A 16,982-nucleotide genomic window follows, 5' to 3' on the forward strand; every position below is an offset into this window, starting at 1 on the left:
TTGAATTTACACAAAACAAACCTGCAAAAATCGGCAAGTTTAAATCCAAAACGTGCAGGCACGGAACGCGCCAGACAGTGCACGGTAATCCCATCACCAAGCGCCACACGCTTAAGAGGCAAAGCCCGACGCGAGCGCTGGAGATCCTGAACATGGTGTCAGGAGGGAGAGGGAATGTTCCAGACATCTGCGGATAGCAGATGGCCATCAGGCAACGCCTGGGGCGCATTTGTTGCGCGCCATCGTCATAGCCTGATCTTGGCCGCATTGAGCCTAAGCTTACTCGTCATGCTGTGCGTGGCGGTTGCGATTGGCTCGACTGCGATCGCCTTGTCCGACGTCGCCGCAGCGCTTCTTGGTTTGCCAACAGAGAAGCCAAGCACGGCTGGCGTTATCACCTCCATCCGCCTGCCCCGCGCCCTAACTGCGTTGCTCGCTGGAGCGGCTTTGGGCGTAGCCGGTCTTCAGATGCAGACCCTACTGCGCAACCCACTGGCCGACCCTTTCGTCTTGGGGATCACCTCAGGCGCAAGCTTGGGTGTTGCCCTCGTGGTTTTGGCTTCCGGCAGCGCTATGGCGGGTCTGCTGACTGGCGGATTTGGCATCGGTGGCGGTCTGGTCTTGGTGACTGCGGCAACGCTCGGGGCGCTCGCGATACTCATTCCAACGCTTATCATTGCTGCTCGCCTTTCCAATCCTTCGACCGTTCTCATTTTTGGTCTGATGACCGGCTATGGCGTCTCTGCTTTCGTCACCGTGCTTGTTGCTGGTGCATCGCCCGAACAACTGCAGCGCTGGACCGCATGGGGGTTTGGCTCGTTCAGCGCTGTCACCTGGTCTGACTTGCCAGTATTCGCACCTGTCATCCTTTTGGGCATCGCTGTTGCGCTAATCTCGATCAAGCAGCTCAACGCCATGCTCTTGGGCGACAATTATGCGCGATCGATGGGCGTCAACACCCGCTTCACCCGTCTCATCACCATGGGATCAGCCTCAATGCTCGCCGGAGCAGTGACGGCATTCTGCGGCCCGATTGGATTTCTGGGGATCGCTGTCCCGCATCTCGCGCGAGCCCTGACCGGCACGTCTGACCATGCGGTTCTCGTTCCCGTTTCAGTGCTCTTGGGCGCCCAGATCGCTCTTTTTGCACAAATCGTTTCGCTCTTCCCCGGACAGTTCGGCTCGCTCCCCCTCAACGCTGTGACCGCCCTCGTGGGGGCGCCAGTCGTTCTGTTCGTCATCCTGAAATCACGCCGTGGAGTACTGAGCTAATGCGTCCGACATTACAGACCCATGACCTGAGCGTTGGCTATGTCACTGGCAAACGTGCCCGTACCGTTCTCGCCAATCTGAATCTCACCATTATGCCCGGCGAACTGGTTTTCCTTCTGGGAACGAACGGGGCTGGCAAGTCCACACTGCTGCGCACGTTGGCCCGGGCTCAGAAACCCACGGGTGGTTCAGTAGACATTGCCGGACGCGATATCGCTCATCTGTCGCAAATGGATTTGGCGAAACATTTGGGTTTGGTACTGACCGATCGCTTGTCCATTGGTTCAATCACCGCCGAAAAACTCGTCGAACTTGGCCGGTATCCATACACTGGCTGGGCAGGCCTGTTGAGCGCCAACGACCGCGCTATAGCCCGCAACGCCTTAGCTTCGGTCGGTGGCAGCCATCTCGCTGACCGAGATGTTTCGGAGATGTCAGACGGCGAGCGCCAGCGCGTGATGATTGCGCGCGCTTTGGCGCAGCAACCGGACCTTCTGCTGCTCGACGAGCCCACAGCATTCCTTGACGTAACGGCTCGCATTGAACTGGTCGGCATGCTCCGTGCGCTCGCTCGCGCATCCAATGTGGCGATTATCCTTTCCAGCCATGATCTCGAACTTGCTCTTCGCACCGCTGATACCGTTTGGCTGGTTGAGAAGGACGGTCAGCTGCACAATGGCGCGCCAGAAGATCTGATCGCCTCGGGCCATCTTGAGAGCTGTTTTTCTGGTCCAACGATGAGCTTTTGCGCCGCAGAGCGCAGCTTCACAGTGCGCCCTACCCTGCGTGGCTATGCGACCGTGACGGGTGATGGAGACAATGTGGGGTTGGCGGCAGCCGTACTGGAGCGGGAAGGCCTATTGCCCCCGCCTGCCCCCGTCGATGCATCCAACCTCATTATTGTGAATGTGACCGCGCACGGTTGGTCGCTGCGCTACGACGACGAAGCCCATTTTGGTCAAAGCTTTGGCGAGCTCGCATGCTGCGCTCGCGGCCTCAACCTCACTGAACAGCCTGCACGCGTCGCTCAGATTTTGGAGCGCACCGGCTCATGATCTCTCGCGTCTCGATCCTTACCGCTGTTTCCGTCTGTGCGTGCACGAGCGCCTTAGCCGCGCCGTTCGATGGTGATGGCTGCCTAACGTCTTACAGCGCCGGTGAGGACTATTTCGCCCATAAGGCTAAGATCACAAACGCCAAGAACTTTTCGCTCAGTTACCACGATAGCTATAAGCTTCTCACCGTCAAAAAACCTTTCCCGGGCGGACAACCTGAGACCTATCTACTCAATCTTTGCGGAGCTCCGCTTCCAAAGCTTGAGCAGCAGATCGACGCTGTCATCCAAGTGCCAATCCGCAGTGTTTTCGCAGGCAGCACCACACAAAATCCTTCCCTTCTGGCGCTTGGGCAGGTGGAGACGATCACAGGCATAGCGCGCAAGGACTTTGTCTCCCTGCCCGAAGTGCTCGCACAGATCTCAAAGCCTGATGTGACCGAGTTCGAGTCAAGCGGAGCCGTTGATGTCGAGCGTATTGCATCGGCTCAGCCAGACCTGGTGCTGGCCGCCGGTAGCGGCTCGGCTGAAATGGCGCAAGTGCGCAATCTCGGCATCTCGGTGGTCAATCACTCTGATTGGCAAGAAACAACGCCACTGGGTCGGGCCGAATGGATCAAGTTCGTTGCCGCGCTTTATAACGAAGAAGCCAAAGCCAACGCGGTTTACGACGAAATCACCGCTGGGTACGCGACAGCCGTCGCCAGCGTTGCCCATCTAACCGACGAGCAGAAGCCGTGGGTTCTCAGTGGCAGCGCTTTTGAAGGCACGTTCTTTGCCGCAGGCGGCGCCAGCTTTGTTGCCGCGTCCATCGTCGATGCAGGCGGGCGTTACGTCTTCGAAACTGACACCAACGCGGGCAGCTTTCAAATCCACGATTTTGAACGGCTTATCGTGTCCGCTCTGGATGCACAATTCTGGATCCATGCGTCGAACGACTATCTGAGCCTTGCAGACATCGCCGCTGATGACCCACGCCTTGCAGCCCTTCCCGCCGCACAAGCGGGTCAGGTGTGGATGCCAGACGCACTCAAAGGCCCCAACGGGGGCGTCCAGATTTATGAGATGGGCACATTGCGCCCAGACCTCGTCATCAAAGACCTGATCTCGATCCTTCACCCTGATCTGGCGGGTGATCACGAGCGCGTCTTTTACCGATCCATCACGAATGACACGAAGACCACTGGGGGGAACACGTGAAAGAAGTCGTCCGACAGGCCTTGCTTGATCCGCGCAACACGTGGAGCATTGGCACATTTGGTGCAATTGGTGAATTCCGCTGGGATGCCGGTGAGGAGACCCTGCATACCGACGCGTTGAGCCGCGTGACCAAGCGCGCAGCCATTCGCATCACACCAGCCGATGATATCAAAATCATCGCCTTTGAAACTCTCGCCGCTGATGGCAAGAGCTGGCACAACGATGTTGCGTTTTGCATGAAGCGCACTGCCGAGGCTGACAAGCCTCATGTTGTCCGCGAGCTTGGCCCAGACCGCGATGCACTGCGTGAGGACCAACGCGACGCGATCTTGTTTGATCTCGGTGTCGGCATCGGCCACGTTCACATGTGCGCCCGCACGCACGATCCAGATCACATCAAAATTATGCGCTCGCTTGAAGGCTTGTCCATTTTCTCCGAGCAGGCACGGCACCTTCACGCCGACACTTTGCGTGCACAACCGCACCGCGTCATGCTGAGCCCACTCGGGCGTCTTGAGGTTTACCAAGAGATCCCGCACCCCAACGGCAAAAGCCCGGAAGGTCCGCATACACACTTGATCGCCAAGTCGATCGCTTCAGGCCGCACGCATGCTGCGACAGATCCGATACCAGAAGGCTACCAGCCCATTCTCACGCTGCACCCGGGCTCCCCCTGGCGTGACGTACTGGGACATGAACAGCCCTTCTCGGACGAAAAGGACGCAGCGTTCCTCGCGCTCTGGAACCAGTACGCCCTGCCCGACGAGCACGCCATCGCCAAGACCGTCCGCGAAACAGTCACGGCAGGCACGGCCCCGCGGCCCGATGTGTGGCCGGACACCCGCCGCGGTCGGACCACCGCTCGCGTTGCGCTGCGCCGCCTGACCCAAAAGCGCGATGCCAATGTCGCTGCCTGGGCAAGCCAATTCGACAACATCCCTGCCGATCAAGACGCAGAACTGCTGGCGGAATAACCATGACCAACCCAATTCCCGTATCGAGCGAACCGCAGATCATTCCCTCCAACGACGGCTTTACCAGCGCCGTACAGGAATGGGCTCTGCCTTTGGATGAGAACTACCTCGCTGAGTTCATCCAATACGTCTTCAAAACCTACTGGGATCAGGTCAACTTCGGTCCACTGATCGAAGGTGCGTCCTATGAGATGACGTGTGCGACGGCCCCGACCTATTTCGATCTATCAAATGGTTTTTTGACCATCGCCTGCGGCACACAGCACTTCCATATTTGTGTGGGCACAGGCGGCTGGCCCGTCGGCGACACGCGCCCAGCCCGGTTGCCCGGGAAAGCCGTCATTTTCCGTCGCCTAGATATGAAAGGCGCGCCGCTCACTTGGGGCTTTGATCTCATCAACAGTGCTGGCACGCCGATGCTGACCATCCACTTCGCCACCCCGCACGCTGACTTAGGCGACAAGCTGCTCAAACCAGCGCGCTGGGAAAATCTTGCCATGTGGCGCGACATTGCTCAGCGTTACCTCGGCCGCGATCCGGAAGCATTCGATGAAACCGGAGAGGGCTACCAAGACATGATGATGGATGCATCGTGATGGAGACGACGCAGACCATCCTCAATGGCTCTCGGGGACTAAAAGCTTCGACCACAGAGCGTTTCTTGGAAAAGGCTGAGGAGTTTTATCTTCAGCCTAGCCTTGTTGTCCGCGACATCGGCGCGACTTGGTCCAATTTGGATGGTTGGATCACTCAACAACAGCTGAGCGACGCCAACGACGGCCCATTGCCGACCATGCTTGAGGAGCTGCAACACAAAGGATTTGGGCGCAGTCGCAAGGGAGCCGCTGCCTCGCTTCTGCTGCGCACGGGCTGGGCGGCAGGCCTTCCCGTCGCCGCCCACCTTCTGAGCCAGTCGACGATTTCCTACCATCGGTTTGCGCTCAAATTCTCATCCAGCACATTACTGCAATCAGTAGGTGTTGAAGGGCTCAAAGTCGACGACAGCCTTTCAGGGGAAGTGGAAGCGCGTCGCGCAGCAGTTGCTAAACAATTGCTCATGATGAGCGCTGACACGGTTGAAGCGCTCCACCGCTGGTCGAACTATTCCTACAAGGCTCTCTGGTCGATGGTCTCGTCGTCTTGGGCCGCGCAAATTTATGGAATGTGCGAAGCGCTGGGCCAGGAAGAGCGCGCGCAACAGGAAGCGGACGAAATTATTCGCCTCACAGGCATTCCGACCAGTGCACGGCCAAAACTCTATTCAGTCAAAACAGACGGCCAAAACCGGGTGTGCCAGCGCCGTGCGGCGTGCTGCCTCTACTACAAATCCGAAAAGAACAATTTCTGCGCCAGCTGCCCGCTGGTCCCAGAACTCGAACGCCTCCAGCGCAATGCCGACTGGGTCTCCCAGCGCGCTATTTGATGAGAAGTCCTATGTTTAAGCTCAATATGACGCTGCTTTCGGCTACAGCAATAGCCTCGCTGCTCACTTTCGGCACGGCGAATGCGCAAGAAACCTTGCTTGGACCTGTCGTGGTATCTGCAGGCCTCACCCCCGTTGCCGCCAACGAGGTCGGTCGATCTTATACGCTGATCAATTCCGACACGATCAATCGCGCCAAGGTCCCTTATGTTGCGGACCTCCTCAAACAGGTGCCAGGGCTTTCTGTTTCGACGTCAGGCTCGGCTGGCGCAAACACCCAAGTGCGTATGCGTGGCGCTGAAGGCAACCACGTCTTGGTGCTGATAGACGGCGTGCCGGTCAGTGAAACATCCACCGGCGAGTTTGACTTCGGTCGCCTGCAAGTTTCAAACATTGAAAGCGTCGAAATTTTGCGCGGCCCACAAAGCGCGTTCTGGGGCTCGAATGCCATGGCTGGTGTCATCAACATCATCACCAAGGCGGGCAGCAGAGATGGCATTCGCACCACTCTTGCGACTGAATTTGGCACTGACGGCACCAAAATGGGTAACGCTCAAGTGACGTTCGGCCAGGATAATTTTGATATCACCAGCGCGCTAAGCGCACGCCATACCGATGGCTTTAACGTGTCGTCTTTTGGCAATGAACTGGACGGCGCCAGCCACATCGATGCCAACATCCGCTTCAATGCCAATGTGAGCCAAAACCTGCGGGTCGACGGTAACTTACGATATGGCAGTGTTCACGCGGACCTCGATAGTGAGGATTGGACTTCCGGCAGCGCAACCTATGGCAAGCTGATTGATACATACGACACAACCCGCACCGAAGAGTTTCTTGCAGCTCTGGGCTATAACTGGGAAAGCGATGATGGCGCGTTTTTCCACGGCGGGCGCTTTAGCGGAACCAAGGTAGATCGCGAGACTTTTGACACCAATGGCGTGAAAAACGGGGCTCATACCGGTAGCCGGTATAAGAGCTCGTTCCAACTCGGCCACAAGTTCAATACCCCGGACTTTTCTGACGCAGAACACACCCTTACTCTCGGCTACGACCTTGTCGCCGAGACTTTTAAGCGCTTACCGCCAAACGCTCTCGATGAGCAGAAACGCAATACCCAATCCATCGTGGGTGAATACCGAGGTCGCTTTGCAGATCAATTGAATCTGACCGCAGCTGTACGGCACGATATCAACGACCAGTTTGCCAACGTGACGACCTACAGCCTCTCCGGCTCTTGGGAAATTCCGAATTCAGACACGACGCTGCACGCATCGCTCGGCACCGGCTCGACCAACCCGACCTTTGTTGAGCAGTTTGGCTACAATCCGAGTTCATTCGTCGGGAACGCTAACCTCAAGCCAGAAACAAGTATTGGCTGGGACATCGGTGTGAGCCAGTCACTGCTTGATGGTCTGATCACCCTAGACGCAACTTACTTCAACCAGAACCTCGAAAACGAGATTAAGTCGATTGGCTGGTCGCCAGCGACAGTCGAGAATGATACTGGGCTCAGCACGCGCCAAGGTATCGAGCTGACGGCGGCTCTAGACTTCTCCAACGGCTTCACGGCGTCAGGCTCCTATACTTATACCGACTCGCGCGATGGCTCTGGCGTTACCGAAATCCGCCGCCCAAAGCATTCGGGCGTTATCAATCTCGCCTATGATTTCGAAGAAATCCCGCTGCGTTTGAATACAGACCTCATGCTGGTCGGCGAGGCCGACGACACCGATTTTGCGACCAGCACGAATATAAAGCTCCCTGGCTACGCGCTGCTCAACGCGGGCATCAACTATGAAGTGAGCGAGAACGTGGAAGTGTACGCGCGCGTACAGAACCTCCTCAATGTCTCGTACCAGAATGTACTCGGCTACAATAACGCCGGGCGCACATTCTACGTCGGCGCAAAGGCAAGCTTCTAAGCCATGGCGCTCAAAGCTCACCTTATAAAGTGGTGCGTGTTCCCAGTAAGCTTTCTTGCTGGGAACACGGTTCAGGCGCAAGACCAAGGCACCTTACCCACGCCACTGCCTCATGACCTCTCCGTCATGGGCATGTTTGAGCAAGCCGATTTGGTGGTCAAATCCGTTATGCTCTTGCTGCTCGCCTTCGCAATTGTCGCCTGGGTCATTTGGCTTGCCAAATGGTTCGAACTGATCGCTTGCCGCCGCGCGCTCAAAATAAGCCGAAAAGCACTCAGCAATGTTTCGTCGCTCACCGAAGCCGCGGCTCTCGAAACCGGCAGCAAGACCCATATCGCCCTACTGCTCGCGGCGGGCGAGCAGGAAGTTCGCCTCTCCGACATGCATGCGCTCGCAATAGGCAGTGAAGGGCTCAAGGAGCGGGTGCATTCGCGCCTTGCCCGCTTGCAGAGCGGCATTGGTCGCAAGCTGCAACGCAGCGTCGGGCTTCTGGCGACAATTGGTTCTACGGCGCCCTTCATCGGCCTTTTCGGTACCGTGTGGGGCATTATGAATGCCTTCATCGGCATTGCCGAAACACAAACCACCAACCTTGCTGTCGTAGCGCCAGGTATTGCGGAGGCACTTCTGGCCACTGCACTCGGCCTCGTCGCCGCAATCCCCGCTGTTGTGTTTTACAACGGTCTCTCGCGTAGCATCGCCAACTATAAGCAAAACCTCGCGGACACCGCCGCATTCATCGAGCGCCTCGTGTCGCGCGATCGCGACATGAAGCTGTCAGAAGCGCTCACACGCGAGGGGCATTCATAAGTGGCCGGGGGTCTTCGCGACAGTTTTGACGATAACGACGGCATCGAAGAAGTCGGAGAGATCAACGTGACGCCGTTTATCGACGTCATGTTGGTCCTGCTCATTATCTTCATGGTGGCTGCCCCAATGGCAACGGTGAATGCACCCGTCGACCTTCCTAAACTCAACAGCCAGAGCCAACCGACGACCGACAAACCAGTTTATGTCTCGCTTCAACTCGACAAGACCCTGCTTGTTGGCGAACAGCCTGTCGACAAGACAACGTTGAAAGCGGCGCTCGATCTGGCGACGGAAAACGACACCGAAAAACGCATTCTAATCCGTGCGGACCGCTCAATCCCCTATGGCGATGTGATCGTGGTCATGAACCATCTGCGCGCAAGCGGTTACAATCGCGTCGCACTCGTCGGTCTGGATGGAGCCAGCACGGCGCCATGAAACGCTCGCCACACACCATTGATCCGACCGCACAGTTTGACGCGGCAGACCTTCTGCGTTGGGTCGCTGCGGGTCTATTGGTAATCGGAGGAGGCGCTGCGGGGTTTGTTGCTGTGGAGCGCATGCCAAGCTCAAACCCTGGCATCATCGCCGAAGAAATCTCCAGCATCGAAGTTGTGTTTGAAACAGCCGAGCTCACTTCGCCGATTATCGAACCCGCTCTTGAGCCAGAGCCAGAGCCAGAGCCAGAGCCAGAGCCAGAGCCAGAGCCAGAGCCAGAGCCAGAGCCAGAGCCAGAGCCAGAGCCAGAGCAATTGGAGCCCCTATCTGCAAGTGCTGATGTGCCTGAAGAAGAAGATCTTCCGCCTGAAGATCCCATCACATCTGAGCCTGTCGCTGAGCCTATTCCAGAGCCAAAACTGGTGGACGTCCCTATGCCCGTCATGCGCCCGCCAGATTTGGTGGCACCCAAACCGCCGCGCCCGGAACGGGACGTGCCGAAAAGTGCTGCGCAAACCACAGCGCCAAGTCCGTCTTCTACGGTCGCGCCCGCCCGTGCTCCTGTCGCTGCAATGCCAACAGCCACGCAGGAAGCAAACTGGCAGGGGCGACTGGTCACACATCTCAATCGGAAAAAGACTTATCCTCGTGAGGCTCAAAGGTCGCGTCAGGAAGGTACTGTAGTTATGCGCTTCACGATTGACGCAAACGGCAGATTGGTCAACGCGACCATCGCTCAAAGCTCAGGCTTTGCAGCGTTAGATGAGGCAGCCGTTGCCCTCGTTCAGAAGGCCTCACCCTACCCTGCCCCACCAGAAGGTCTTAGCGCTGATAAGATGGCTCTGCGCGTGCCCATTACCTATGGACTTCGTTAGGCACAGAAAGACCGCCTTGCTTGCACGAAACGTGCAGGAGAGCTCGATCACCACCTGCCAAAGTGCCTCGGTTGCTCGGAAGTGCGGCCAGGAGGGGACAATGCGAACGATTTTACGCGGCGGAATAGCGATTGCTGCCTTTGCAGGCCTGTCTGTACCAGCCTTTGCGCATCATGCCCTCGGCGGTGAACTGCCCCTTGGATTTGCTGAGGGATTTATTTCGGGCCTTGCACATCCTGTCATTGAGATGAGCCACTTCGCTTTCGTCATCGCGGTCGGCATTTTGACCGCTGTTGCGCAAGGCACACTTTTGCTCCCGATCTGGTTTGTTGCCGGCACAATCGCGGCCTGTCTCCTCAATGCCGTCGGCCTTGAGGTTTCCTCGGCAACTTGGCTCGTCCCTATGAGCGCACTGGTGCTCGGCTTATTCATGGCCTCGGGCAAAGGCGACAACGGCCGCTGGCACCATGTCGTCTTCCTCGTCTCAGGCCTTTTGCACGGACTTGCCTATTCGCAGTCAATCATCGGTAGCGAAAACAACTCTCTCGTCGGCTACCTTATGGGCTTCGGCATCACGCAAACGCTCATAGCCGTCGGCGCAATGTTCGCAGCCTATTGGTTCTGGCATGGAGACCGGCTCTACGCGAACGCACGCGTTGTTGGTGGTGTATTGACCGGGATCGGCGTCACGGCGCTTTACCAGACCCAGATCTCTATGCTGTTTGCGACTGCCTAGGCGCATACCGGAGAGGTGGCGCTTTGCGACTGAGCAAACAAAGCAATTATGCGATCCGAGCGCTGATCTACTGCGCCGCAAACCCCAATGGTTTGAGCCGAATTCGAGACATCGGCGATGCCTTCGGCGTCTCCGAAATGTTCTTATTCAAGATCCTTGTCCCCATCGGCCGCAGTGGACTGCTTACCACTGTACGCGGGCGCAATGGCGGTGTGCGCTTGGGCGCTGCTGCTGATCAAATCACGGTAATGGACGTTCTTCGCGTAACTGAGGAAGATTTTGACCTCAGCGAATGCGTACGAGAACGCTGCGCGCACTGTCCTCTCACCACCCATTGCCGCTATGAAACAGCGCTCAGTGATGCTCTTCGCGCCTTCACCAAGGTTCTTGAAAGCTACACAATCGCAGATCTGGTCGCCGACCGAGACGCTGTCGTCAAAACGCTCGGCTTAACGGAGCCCAGCAAGCAAGACCGCGTGACTTGGACAACAGATAATTTAGCTGCGCGTACGTGAAACGCTGCATGTTTCGGGCAACAGGGTTTTCAAACATGCAGGAACCAAGGCCCTCACACGCCTACCAATATAGAAATCCTAACGTGAGGGCGAAATGATGCGGTCCATCATTCTGGCAATAATTGCATCCACCAGCTTGGCGTCAGCCGCCTATGCTGAAGACCCCGCGCGCATCATTTCAATACGCCAAGGCCTGATGCAACAAACCGCCTTTCTGTCCGCCCTTGCCCGTTCAACTGCTGATCTGGACGACGAAAGTAAAATCACCGAACTCTATGAAATGGGCATGGCAACGGCGCAGTCGCTAGAAGCGTTCGAGGTCATGTTCCAGGAAAATACTAACCTGCTGGGTGGTGCAGCACCTATCGACGGAGTGACGACAACCGCTGCGGCCGCAGTTTGGGACGACATCGAAGCCTTTCGTGCGCTTGTGCAAGACAGCGCCCAAAAGGCCCGAGCCGCTGCAGTAAGCTCCGATGTCGCGGCCTTCTCCAAGGCTTGGGAGTCTGTTGAAGCAACTTGCGCATCCTGTCACGAAGCCTTTGTTTTCTATGATCCTTTCGCTGCATTCTGAGGGCAAAACGGCATAACTGCCGAAAACCTGCAGAAAACGTGCAGGATTTAGCAATGCACTCTGGCCAGTGTTTCTCTCAAAGAATGCGAACAGCATCTGGGAGAGAGGCCTATGGGGAAGCATGCCCATTCGGACCATGATGACCACGATCATGGTCATCAACATCATCACGGCGCTCATGACCATGGGCATGACCATCATGGGCATGATCATCACGGCCATAGCCACAGTCACGGCCATAGCCATAGCCATAGCCATAGCCATAGCCATAGTCACAGTCACAGTCACAGTCACGACCATGATCATGACCACGATCACGATCACGACGGTCATTATCACTCCCACGCCTTTGGTCCGACCGAGCTCTTTCGCATCGGACTAACAGGCCTATGCGCACTGGCAGTTTGGCTTCAACTGCCTGACCACGTCTATCTCGATATCGGCGGCCAGATATTCCTGTCGTTCTCTTGGTACGGTCTGATCGGTTTGGCTATCGGCGGGCGCCCGCTCTTCGAAGAAGCTTGGGCAAGCCTCAAACGTCGCCGCATGACCATGGAACTGTCCATGTGCATCGCTGTGGTGGCGGCCGCATATACCGGCTACTTCCTTGTCGCGCTGATGATCACTTTCTTCGTGCTCATCGCAGAAGTACTCGAAGGCATGACACTGGAACGCGGCCGCAAGGCCATCCGTGACCTCATGGCCTTGCTGCCAAGCGAAGTGCAACTGCGTCGCGACGGCCAAGTTGTAACCGCCTCGATCGACGACATCGAAACCGGATCGGTTGTTGTGGTGGCCCCTGGAGCCCGCGTTCCTGTCGATGGACCGGTCATCTCGGGCAATTCCTTCATTGATGAATCCCGCATCACCGGCGAGTCCATGCCGGTCGAGAAAATGCCGGGCCACTTCGTCTATGCCGGCACAATCAACCAATCAGGCGCTCTAGAAGTTCGCGCTGAACGCATCGGTCGCGCCACCAGCTACGGCCAAATTCTTGAGACCGTAGAGGAGGCCGAACGCTCGCGTGCGCCCGTACAGCGCCTCGCCGATAAACTCGCAGGCTATATCGTCTACGTGGCCCTTGGCTTTGCAGCTTTTGAGTACTGGATTACCCAGGGCAATATCAGCGCAACCATCTCGGTCATCGTGGTTGCTGGTGCCTGTGGCGTTGCAGCAGGCACACCACTCGCCATCCTCGGTGGCATTGGTCGCGCCGCGCAGAATGGAGCGATCATTAAGGGCGGTATCCACCTCGAAACATTGGGTAAGGTCGATACGGTCGTCCTCGACAAGACTGGAACCCTGACGTTCGGCAAACCCGAAGTTACCAAGGTCCTCCCACACAATGGCGCCAACCTTGAAGACATACTGCGCGCCGCCAGCACAGCTGAAGCACTTTCCGAGCACCCGCTTGGCAAGGCCATCATCAGCTACTCGGCCGAACGCAAAATTGTGCCGGGAGATGCAAGTAAGTTCCGTTATGAACCAGGCCTCGGCATTTCGGCACGCGACGCCCAAGGCCTAATTCTGGTGGGCAATGCCAAATGGCTTGCCGCCAACAATATCGCCCTCGACATTGCGGAGGACGAGTACGTCGCCTCCCGCATTTACATTGCACGCGAAAACACCCTCATCGGGCAAATCCTAGTCGAAGACCAAATGCGCCCAGAAGCGCGTCGGGCAATCGACAAGCTGCGCTCGATGAACATCGATGTTCAACTCCTGACTGGCGACACTGCACCAGTCGCTCGTCAGGTTGCGTCCGAACTCGGTATCGACGCTGTGGAAGCAGGCCTCCTGCCGAGCGATAAGCTCAAGCGTATTCAAGCTATCAAGCAGTCAGGTCGCGTCGTAGCCATGGTTGGTGACGGCGTAAATGACGCCCCTGCCCTTGCGACCGCTTCCGTTGGCATCGCAATGGGTTCAGGCACAGAGGTGGCTCGCGAAAAAGCGGACATCGTTCTGCTTGGCAATGACCTGATGCGCTTTGCCGAAACCGTTCATGTTGCCCGCCGCACGCGCCGCATCATCTGGTTCAACTTCGCCGGCACTGTGCTGGTCGACATTTTGGGCATTGCCGCCGCCATGCTGGGCTGGATCGGCCCCGTAGAAGCTTCGCTCATCCACACAGGCTCTGAGCTTGCATTCATCCTCAACTCCGCGCGCCTCGTTCCGCGCCAAACGATGCTCAAGGGCATCGAGACGGCCAAGACGGGCATCGCCACCTGGCTCCCAGCACGCCAGCACTAAACTCCCCCTCCCCGACGCTCCAACGCCCGCCGCAACACCAGTGGCGGGCGTTACTTTTTCTCGCGTCCGTCCAAAAGAAAAAGGCCGACAGGACAAGCCTGTCAGCCAAAGTGATCACCAAGAAGCGCCGAGGAGAAGCTCGTGGTGTATTGCAACCACATTGGCCCAGACTTGGAATTTAAACCTGCATAAATGAGCAGGTTTTCTGGCATAAACCTGACGGAATTGGCAGGTTTAAATTTGGTCCATGTTCAGCATCCGGCGGGCCTCCTCCAGCGTCACGTCACACCCATGCAACGCTCTTGGCGCCTGATCAGCGAGGGCGACCAGCGTCTCAGCCACCAAGGGAGCTGGAGTGAGCGTGTCGCGCGCAACGGCGCTAATTGCGCCCCGACCGGATGCGCGAATTTCCGCCTGCATATCGGTATCGACCATGCCGGGGCTAAGAGCGGCAATAAAGGCCTTTTTCCCAAGTTCTAGCGCCAGCGCTTTCGTCAACATGGAGAGCCCGGCCTTGCTCACGCAATATGCACTCCAGCCCTCCACTGCATGGCGAGCAGCGCCGCTTGAAAGCAAAATTATCCGCGGATCTGGCGACAAAAGCGGTAAAGCGTGCCTAACGGCGCGTGCAGCACCGAGCAGATTGGCGTGTATGATCCTCTCCCAATCATACTCGGAGATGTCCGAGAACAGCGCGAGTGGTTCGATAGTCCCGGCGTTGTAAATGAGCGTCCGAATGCTCCCTGCAAATCCAACTGTTTGCCGGTAGGCCTCGTGAATACTGGCAGGCTCTTCCGCATCCACCTGCACAGCGAGCGCGCAATGCCCCGCCAAAGTGAGCTCTGTGACAACTCCCTCGACGGCCTTAGGGTTTCGGCATCCAAAAACAGTGGAGTGCCCTTGCCGCGCCGATTGGACCCCAGTGGCAAATCCAATTCCACGACTAGCGCCCAATACAAAAACGGCACCGGAAGATCCGGTGCCGTTTTCATTCATCATTGAGGAATTAGTCAACTTTTCTCAAACCGAAACTATGCACGAGGCGCTTGTGAGCAGGAACATGATCCCCGCTCCCACGGGTCCCTGGTTCGCCATCGGCGAGGCTGATGATCAGCGATTTCTTCACGCCAAACACAGCGTCGCTGGTGAGATACTTGTCACCGTCGATAAAAAGGTGCGTGACGAGCGTTTCGAAACCGTCCTTCCCAATCATGAAGTGGATGTGCGCTGGTCGGTATGGGTGACGCGAGGTCGCCTTGAGCATATCGCCAACTGGACCATCATCTGGAATTGGGTAGAACGTCGGCACAATCGACCAGAACGTAAAGCGACCGTCAGCATCGGTGCGGAAGCGGGCCCGCAGATTTTCAATCTGACCGGGCTTCTGCACATCGTAGTAGCCGTCATCATCCGACTGCCAAACGTCGACCCAAGCATCGGATAGTGGCAGACCATCAGCAAGGACTTGGCACTCGGCATACATTGGAACGCCTGGGGTACCCTTGGCGATATCTGAACCGTGTGCGGACTCCGCTAGTGGCGGCACGTAGAATGGCCCAAGAACGGTGGTCTCTGTAGCCCCATCTGCATCTGGGTGGTTCACGGCGTCCACGAACATCGACAGGCCGAGCGTATCCGAGAGCAGAATGAATTCCTGCCGCTTGTCGTCACACATCTGACCAACGCGGCTCAGAAACTGGATGCCGATCATCCATTCGTCAAAGCTCAGTTGCGTGTCCTCAGCAAACGCATGCAAGTGCTTGACGAGAGACTCCAAAACTTCACGGAGACGAGGATTTTCTGTTTCGGTGAAGCTGGCGATCACCTGTTCGGTGATCGCTGCAAGTACGGGATTAGATGAGATCATTTGGACCGACCCTCCTTATCGGCAATGAAGAGCGTCCTGCGGGTTGGAAACAGGTGAATACCCGTGCGTAGGGAGAAATTACCCCAGATCCCCTTTGGAGCGAGCAGCATAACGGCGATACCGAGTGCGCCCAGAACCAAGAGATACCACGGGCCGAACCCAGACATTGCATTGCGCAAAAGGACGAAAAGAATGGCTCCGATGATCGGCCCTTCAATGGTGGCGAGACCACCAATCACCACGATGAAGATGATGTAGGCCGTCCAATCGAGCAGCGAGAAGGCAGCATCAGGCGAAATACGCGAGGCCTGCAGGAAGTAAATCGCCCCAACGAGGCCCGCACCGAACGCCGCAAAAACGTAAACTGCAAATTTGATGCGCGTGGTCGTCACACCAACGCTCTGCGCTGCCACTTCACCGTCTTTGATGGCGCGTAGAGCTAGACCGATGCGCGAGCGCAGCAAGTAATAGCTCCCAGCGACCACAAGGGCGATGGTGAACAGTGCGGCCCAATAGATGATGATTTCGCGTGCTGCGGCGGAACGAACACCAAAGAGTTCAGCCACAAAATCCATACCGAACATGTTGCCTGTGGCCGAGCGTGGCAGCGACGTACCCGTACCGCCCCCCAGCTCGCGCCATTGCGCCAGTACAAGGCGGAACACTTCGGCGACGACCCAGGTGACAACAGCAAAGTAAGCACCTTGCATGCGGAAGACGAGCGTGCCGACCGGAACCGACAAAAGCGCAACAACGAGCGCGGCCGTGGGAATTGCCAGCAAGGGATCAACGCCACCGATGATTATAAGCGCGAAAAGCGCATAACCACCCAAACCCACAAAAGCCTGCTGACCCACGGAAATCAGGCCTGCGTAGCCTGCCATAAGGTTCCAGCACAGCGCCAGTGCGGCAAGTAGGAACACAAGGATCATATCCTGCAGCATAGAGCGCGAGACGATTGCCGGAGCAAAGATCAGCGCGACCAATGCGATCAAGGCAACGATCATGAAGATACGCGAGGTCTTAGTCGCGACGTTAACAGTGTAGCGCGAAGCGTCGATCGCGGGGC

The 16,982-nt window shown here is 57.1% G+C and carries 18 protein-coding genes; 15 read left to right on the forward strand and 3 right to left on the reverse strand.

Annotated features, from left to right (window positions below; genetic code table 11):
- Window positions 1-174: 174 nt before the first annotated feature.
- From JHC09_RS15710 to JHC09_RS15775, 15 genes are all read left to right on the forward strand, one after another.
- On the forward strand, window positions 175-1,272 hold the full coding sequence (locus JHC09_RS15710) for an iron ABC transporter permease (RefSeq protein WP_199532758.1): 1,098 nt from the start codon (window positions 175-177) through the stop codon (window positions 1,270-1,272).
- Window positions 1,272-2,327 (forward strand): ABC transporter ATP-binding protein, encoded by a 1,056-nt coding sequence (locus JHC09_RS15715; protein WP_199532759.1) that lies wholly within the window; start codon window positions 1,272-1,274, stop codon window positions 2,325-2,327. Before JHC09_RS15710 ends, JHC09_RS15715 begins: the two co-directional genes overlap by 1 nt.
- Window positions 2,324-3,526 (forward strand): ABC transporter substrate-binding protein, encoded by a 1,203-nt coding sequence (locus JHC09_RS15720; protein ID WP_199532760.1) that lies wholly within the window; start codon window positions 2,324-2,326, stop codon window positions 3,524-3,526. Before JHC09_RS15715 ends, JHC09_RS15720 begins: the two co-directional genes overlap by 4 nt.
- Window positions 3,523-4,500 carry a hypothetical protein gene (locus JHC09_RS15725; RefSeq protein WP_199532761.1) on the forward strand — a complete coding sequence of 326 codons (978 nt, stop codon included), beginning with the start codon at window positions 3,523-3,525 and terminating at the stop codon, window positions 4,498-4,500. Before JHC09_RS15720 ends, JHC09_RS15725 begins: the two co-directional genes overlap by 4 nt.
- 2 nt (window positions 4,501-4,502) lie before the next feature.
- A complete protein-coding gene (locus JHC09_RS15730; RefSeq protein WP_199532762.1) occupies window positions 4,503-5,096 on the forward strand; it encodes a hypothetical protein in 594 nt (197 codons plus the stop codon).
- The gene (locus JHC09_RS15735; protein ID WP_199532763.1) at window positions 5,096-5,923 is read left to right on the forward strand and encodes a (2Fe-2S)-binding protein; all 828 of its coding nucleotides are present in this window, start codon (window positions 5,096-5,098) and stop codon (window positions 5,921-5,923) included. Before JHC09_RS15730 ends, JHC09_RS15735 begins: the two co-directional genes overlap by 1 nt.
- A gap of 11 nt (window positions 5,924-5,934) precedes the next feature.
- A complete protein-coding gene (locus tag JHC09_RS15740; RefSeq protein WP_199532764.1) occupies window positions 5,935-7,848 on the forward strand; it encodes a TonB-dependent receptor in 1,914 nt (637 codons plus the stop codon).
- A 36-nt stretch (window positions 7,849-7,884) separates the two neighbouring features.
- Window positions 7,885-8,658, forward strand: a complete 774-nt coding sequence (exbB, locus tag JHC09_RS15745; RefSeq protein WP_199532765.1) for a tonB-system energizer ExbB — start codon at window positions 7,885-7,887, stop codon at window positions 8,656-8,658.
- Window positions 8,659-9,096, forward strand: a complete 438-nt coding sequence (gene exbD, locus JHC09_RS15750; protein WP_199532766.1) for a TonB system transport protein ExbD — start codon at window positions 8,659-8,661, stop codon at window positions 9,094-9,096.
- Window positions 9,093-9,971, forward strand: a complete 879-nt coding sequence (locus JHC09_RS15755) for an energy transducer TonB (RefSeq protein WP_199532767.1) — start codon at window positions 9,093-9,095, stop codon at window positions 9,969-9,971. The genes exbD and JHC09_RS15755 overlap by 4 nt, the downstream gene beginning before the upstream one ends.
- Before the next feature lie 100 nt (window positions 9,972-10,071).
- Window positions 10,072-10,707, forward strand: coding sequence for a HupE/UreJ family protein (locus tag JHC09_RS15760; protein ID WP_199532768.1), 636 nt, complete (start codon window positions 10,072-10,074; stop codon window positions 10,705-10,707).
- A gap of 23 nt (window positions 10,708-10,730) precedes the next feature.
- Window positions 10,731-11,222 (forward strand): Rrf2 family transcriptional regulator, encoded by a 492-nt coding sequence (locus JHC09_RS15765; RefSeq protein ID WP_199532769.1) that lies wholly within the window; start codon window positions 10,731-10,733, stop codon window positions 11,220-11,222.
- Between the two features lie 94 nt (window positions 11,223-11,316).
- Window positions 11,317-11,796, forward strand: coding sequence for a cytochrome c (locus tag JHC09_RS15770; protein WP_199532770.1), 480 nt, complete (start codon window positions 11,317-11,319; stop codon window positions 11,794-11,796).
- A 121-nt stretch (window positions 11,797-11,917) separates the two neighbouring features.
- A complete protein-coding gene (locus JHC09_RS17005; RefSeq protein WP_248309048.1) occupies window positions 11,918-12,178 on the forward strand; it encodes a hypothetical protein in 261 nt (86 codons plus the stop codon).
- A gap of 104 nt (window positions 12,179-12,282) precedes the next feature.
- Complete coding sequence (locus JHC09_RS15775) at window positions 12,283-14,046, forward strand: cation-translocating P-type ATPase (protein WP_248309049.1); 1,764 nt, start codon at window positions 12,283-12,285, stop codon at window positions 14,044-14,046.
- A 234-nt stretch (window positions 14,047-14,280) separates the two neighbouring features.
- Here the strand turns inward: JHC09_RS15775 and JHC09_RS15780 are convergent, their stop codons facing one another.
- The 3 genes from JHC09_RS15780 to JHC09_RS15790 are packed head-to-tail and all read right to left on the reverse strand — an operon-like array spanning window position 14,281 to window position 16,920.
- Window positions 14,281-15,045: an SDR family oxidoreductase gene (locus JHC09_RS15780; protein WP_349236566.1), complete on the reverse strand. Its 765-nt coding sequence runs from the start codon at window positions 15,043-15,045 to the stop codon at window positions 14,281-14,283.
- A gap of 7 nt (window positions 15,046-15,052) precedes the next feature.
- The gene (locus JHC09_RS15785; protein WP_199532773.1) at window positions 15,053-15,913 is read right to left on the reverse strand and encodes an intradiol ring-cleavage dioxygenase; all 861 of its coding nucleotides are present in this window, start codon (window positions 15,911-15,913) and stop codon (window positions 15,053-15,055) included.
- On the reverse strand, window positions 15,910-16,920 hold the full coding sequence (locus tag JHC09_RS15790) for a branched-chain amino acid ABC transporter permease (protein WP_199532788.1): 1,011 nt from the start codon (window positions 16,918-16,920) through the stop codon (window positions 15,910-15,912). Before JHC09_RS15790 ends, JHC09_RS15785 begins: the two co-directional genes overlap by 4 nt.
- Between the last annotated feature and the right edge of the window lie 62 nt (window positions 16,921-16,982).

The sequence above is a fragment of the Devosia sp. MC532 genome, assembly GCF_016461625.1.
Lineage (GTDB): Bacteria > Pseudomonadota > Alphaproteobacteria > Rhizobiales > Devosiaceae > Devosia.

Coding starts and splice junctions, on each gene's coding strand:
- JHC09_RS15710 (WP_199532758.1), top strand. CDS start 175: ATGTTCCAGACATCTGCGGATAGCAGATGGCCATCAGGCAACGCCTGG.
- JHC09_RS15715 (WP_199532759.1), top strand. CDS start 1,272: ATGCGTCCGACATTACAGACCCATGACCTGAGCGTTGGCTATGTCACT.
- JHC09_RS15720 (WP_199532760.1), top strand. CDS start 2,324: ATGATCTCTCGCGTCTCGATCCTTACCGCTGTTTCCGTCTGTGCGTGC.
- JHC09_RS15730 (WP_199532762.1), top strand. CDS start 4,503: ATGACCAACCCAATTCCCGTATCGAGCGAACCGCAGATCATTCCCTCC.
- JHC09_RS15735 (WP_199532763.1), top strand. CDS start 5,096: ATGGAGACGACGCAGACCATCCTCAATGGCTCTCGGGGACTAAAAGCT.
- JHC09_RS15740 (WP_199532764.1), top strand. CDS start 5,935: ATGTTTAAGCTCAATATGACGCTGCTTTCGGCTACAGCAATAGCCTCG.
- JHC09_RS15755 (WP_199532767.1), top strand. CDS start 9,093: ATGAAACGCTCGCCACACACCATTGATCCGACCGCACAGTTTGACGCG.
- JHC09_RS15760 (WP_199532768.1), top strand. CDS start 10,072: ATGCGAACGATTTTACGCGGCGGAATAGCGATTGCTGCCTTTGCAGGC.
- JHC09_RS15770 (WP_199532770.1), top strand. CDS start 11,317: ATGATGCGGTCCATCATTCTGGCAATAATTGCATCCACCAGCTTGGCG.
- JHC09_RS17005 (WP_248309048.1), top strand. CDS start 11,918: ATGCCCATTCGGACCATGATGACCACGATCATGGTCATCAACATCATC.
- JHC09_RS15780 (WP_349236566.1), bottom strand. CDS start 15,045: ATGATGAATGAAAACGGCACCGGATCTTCCGGTGCCGTTTTTGTATTG.
- JHC09_RS15785 (WP_199532773.1), bottom strand. CDS start 15,913: ATGATCTCATCTAATCCCGTACTTGCAGCGATCACCGAACAGGTGATC.
- JHC09_RS15790 (WP_199532788.1), bottom strand. CDS start 16,920: ATGATCGTTGCCTTGATCGCATTGGTCGCGCTGATCTTTGCTCCGGCA.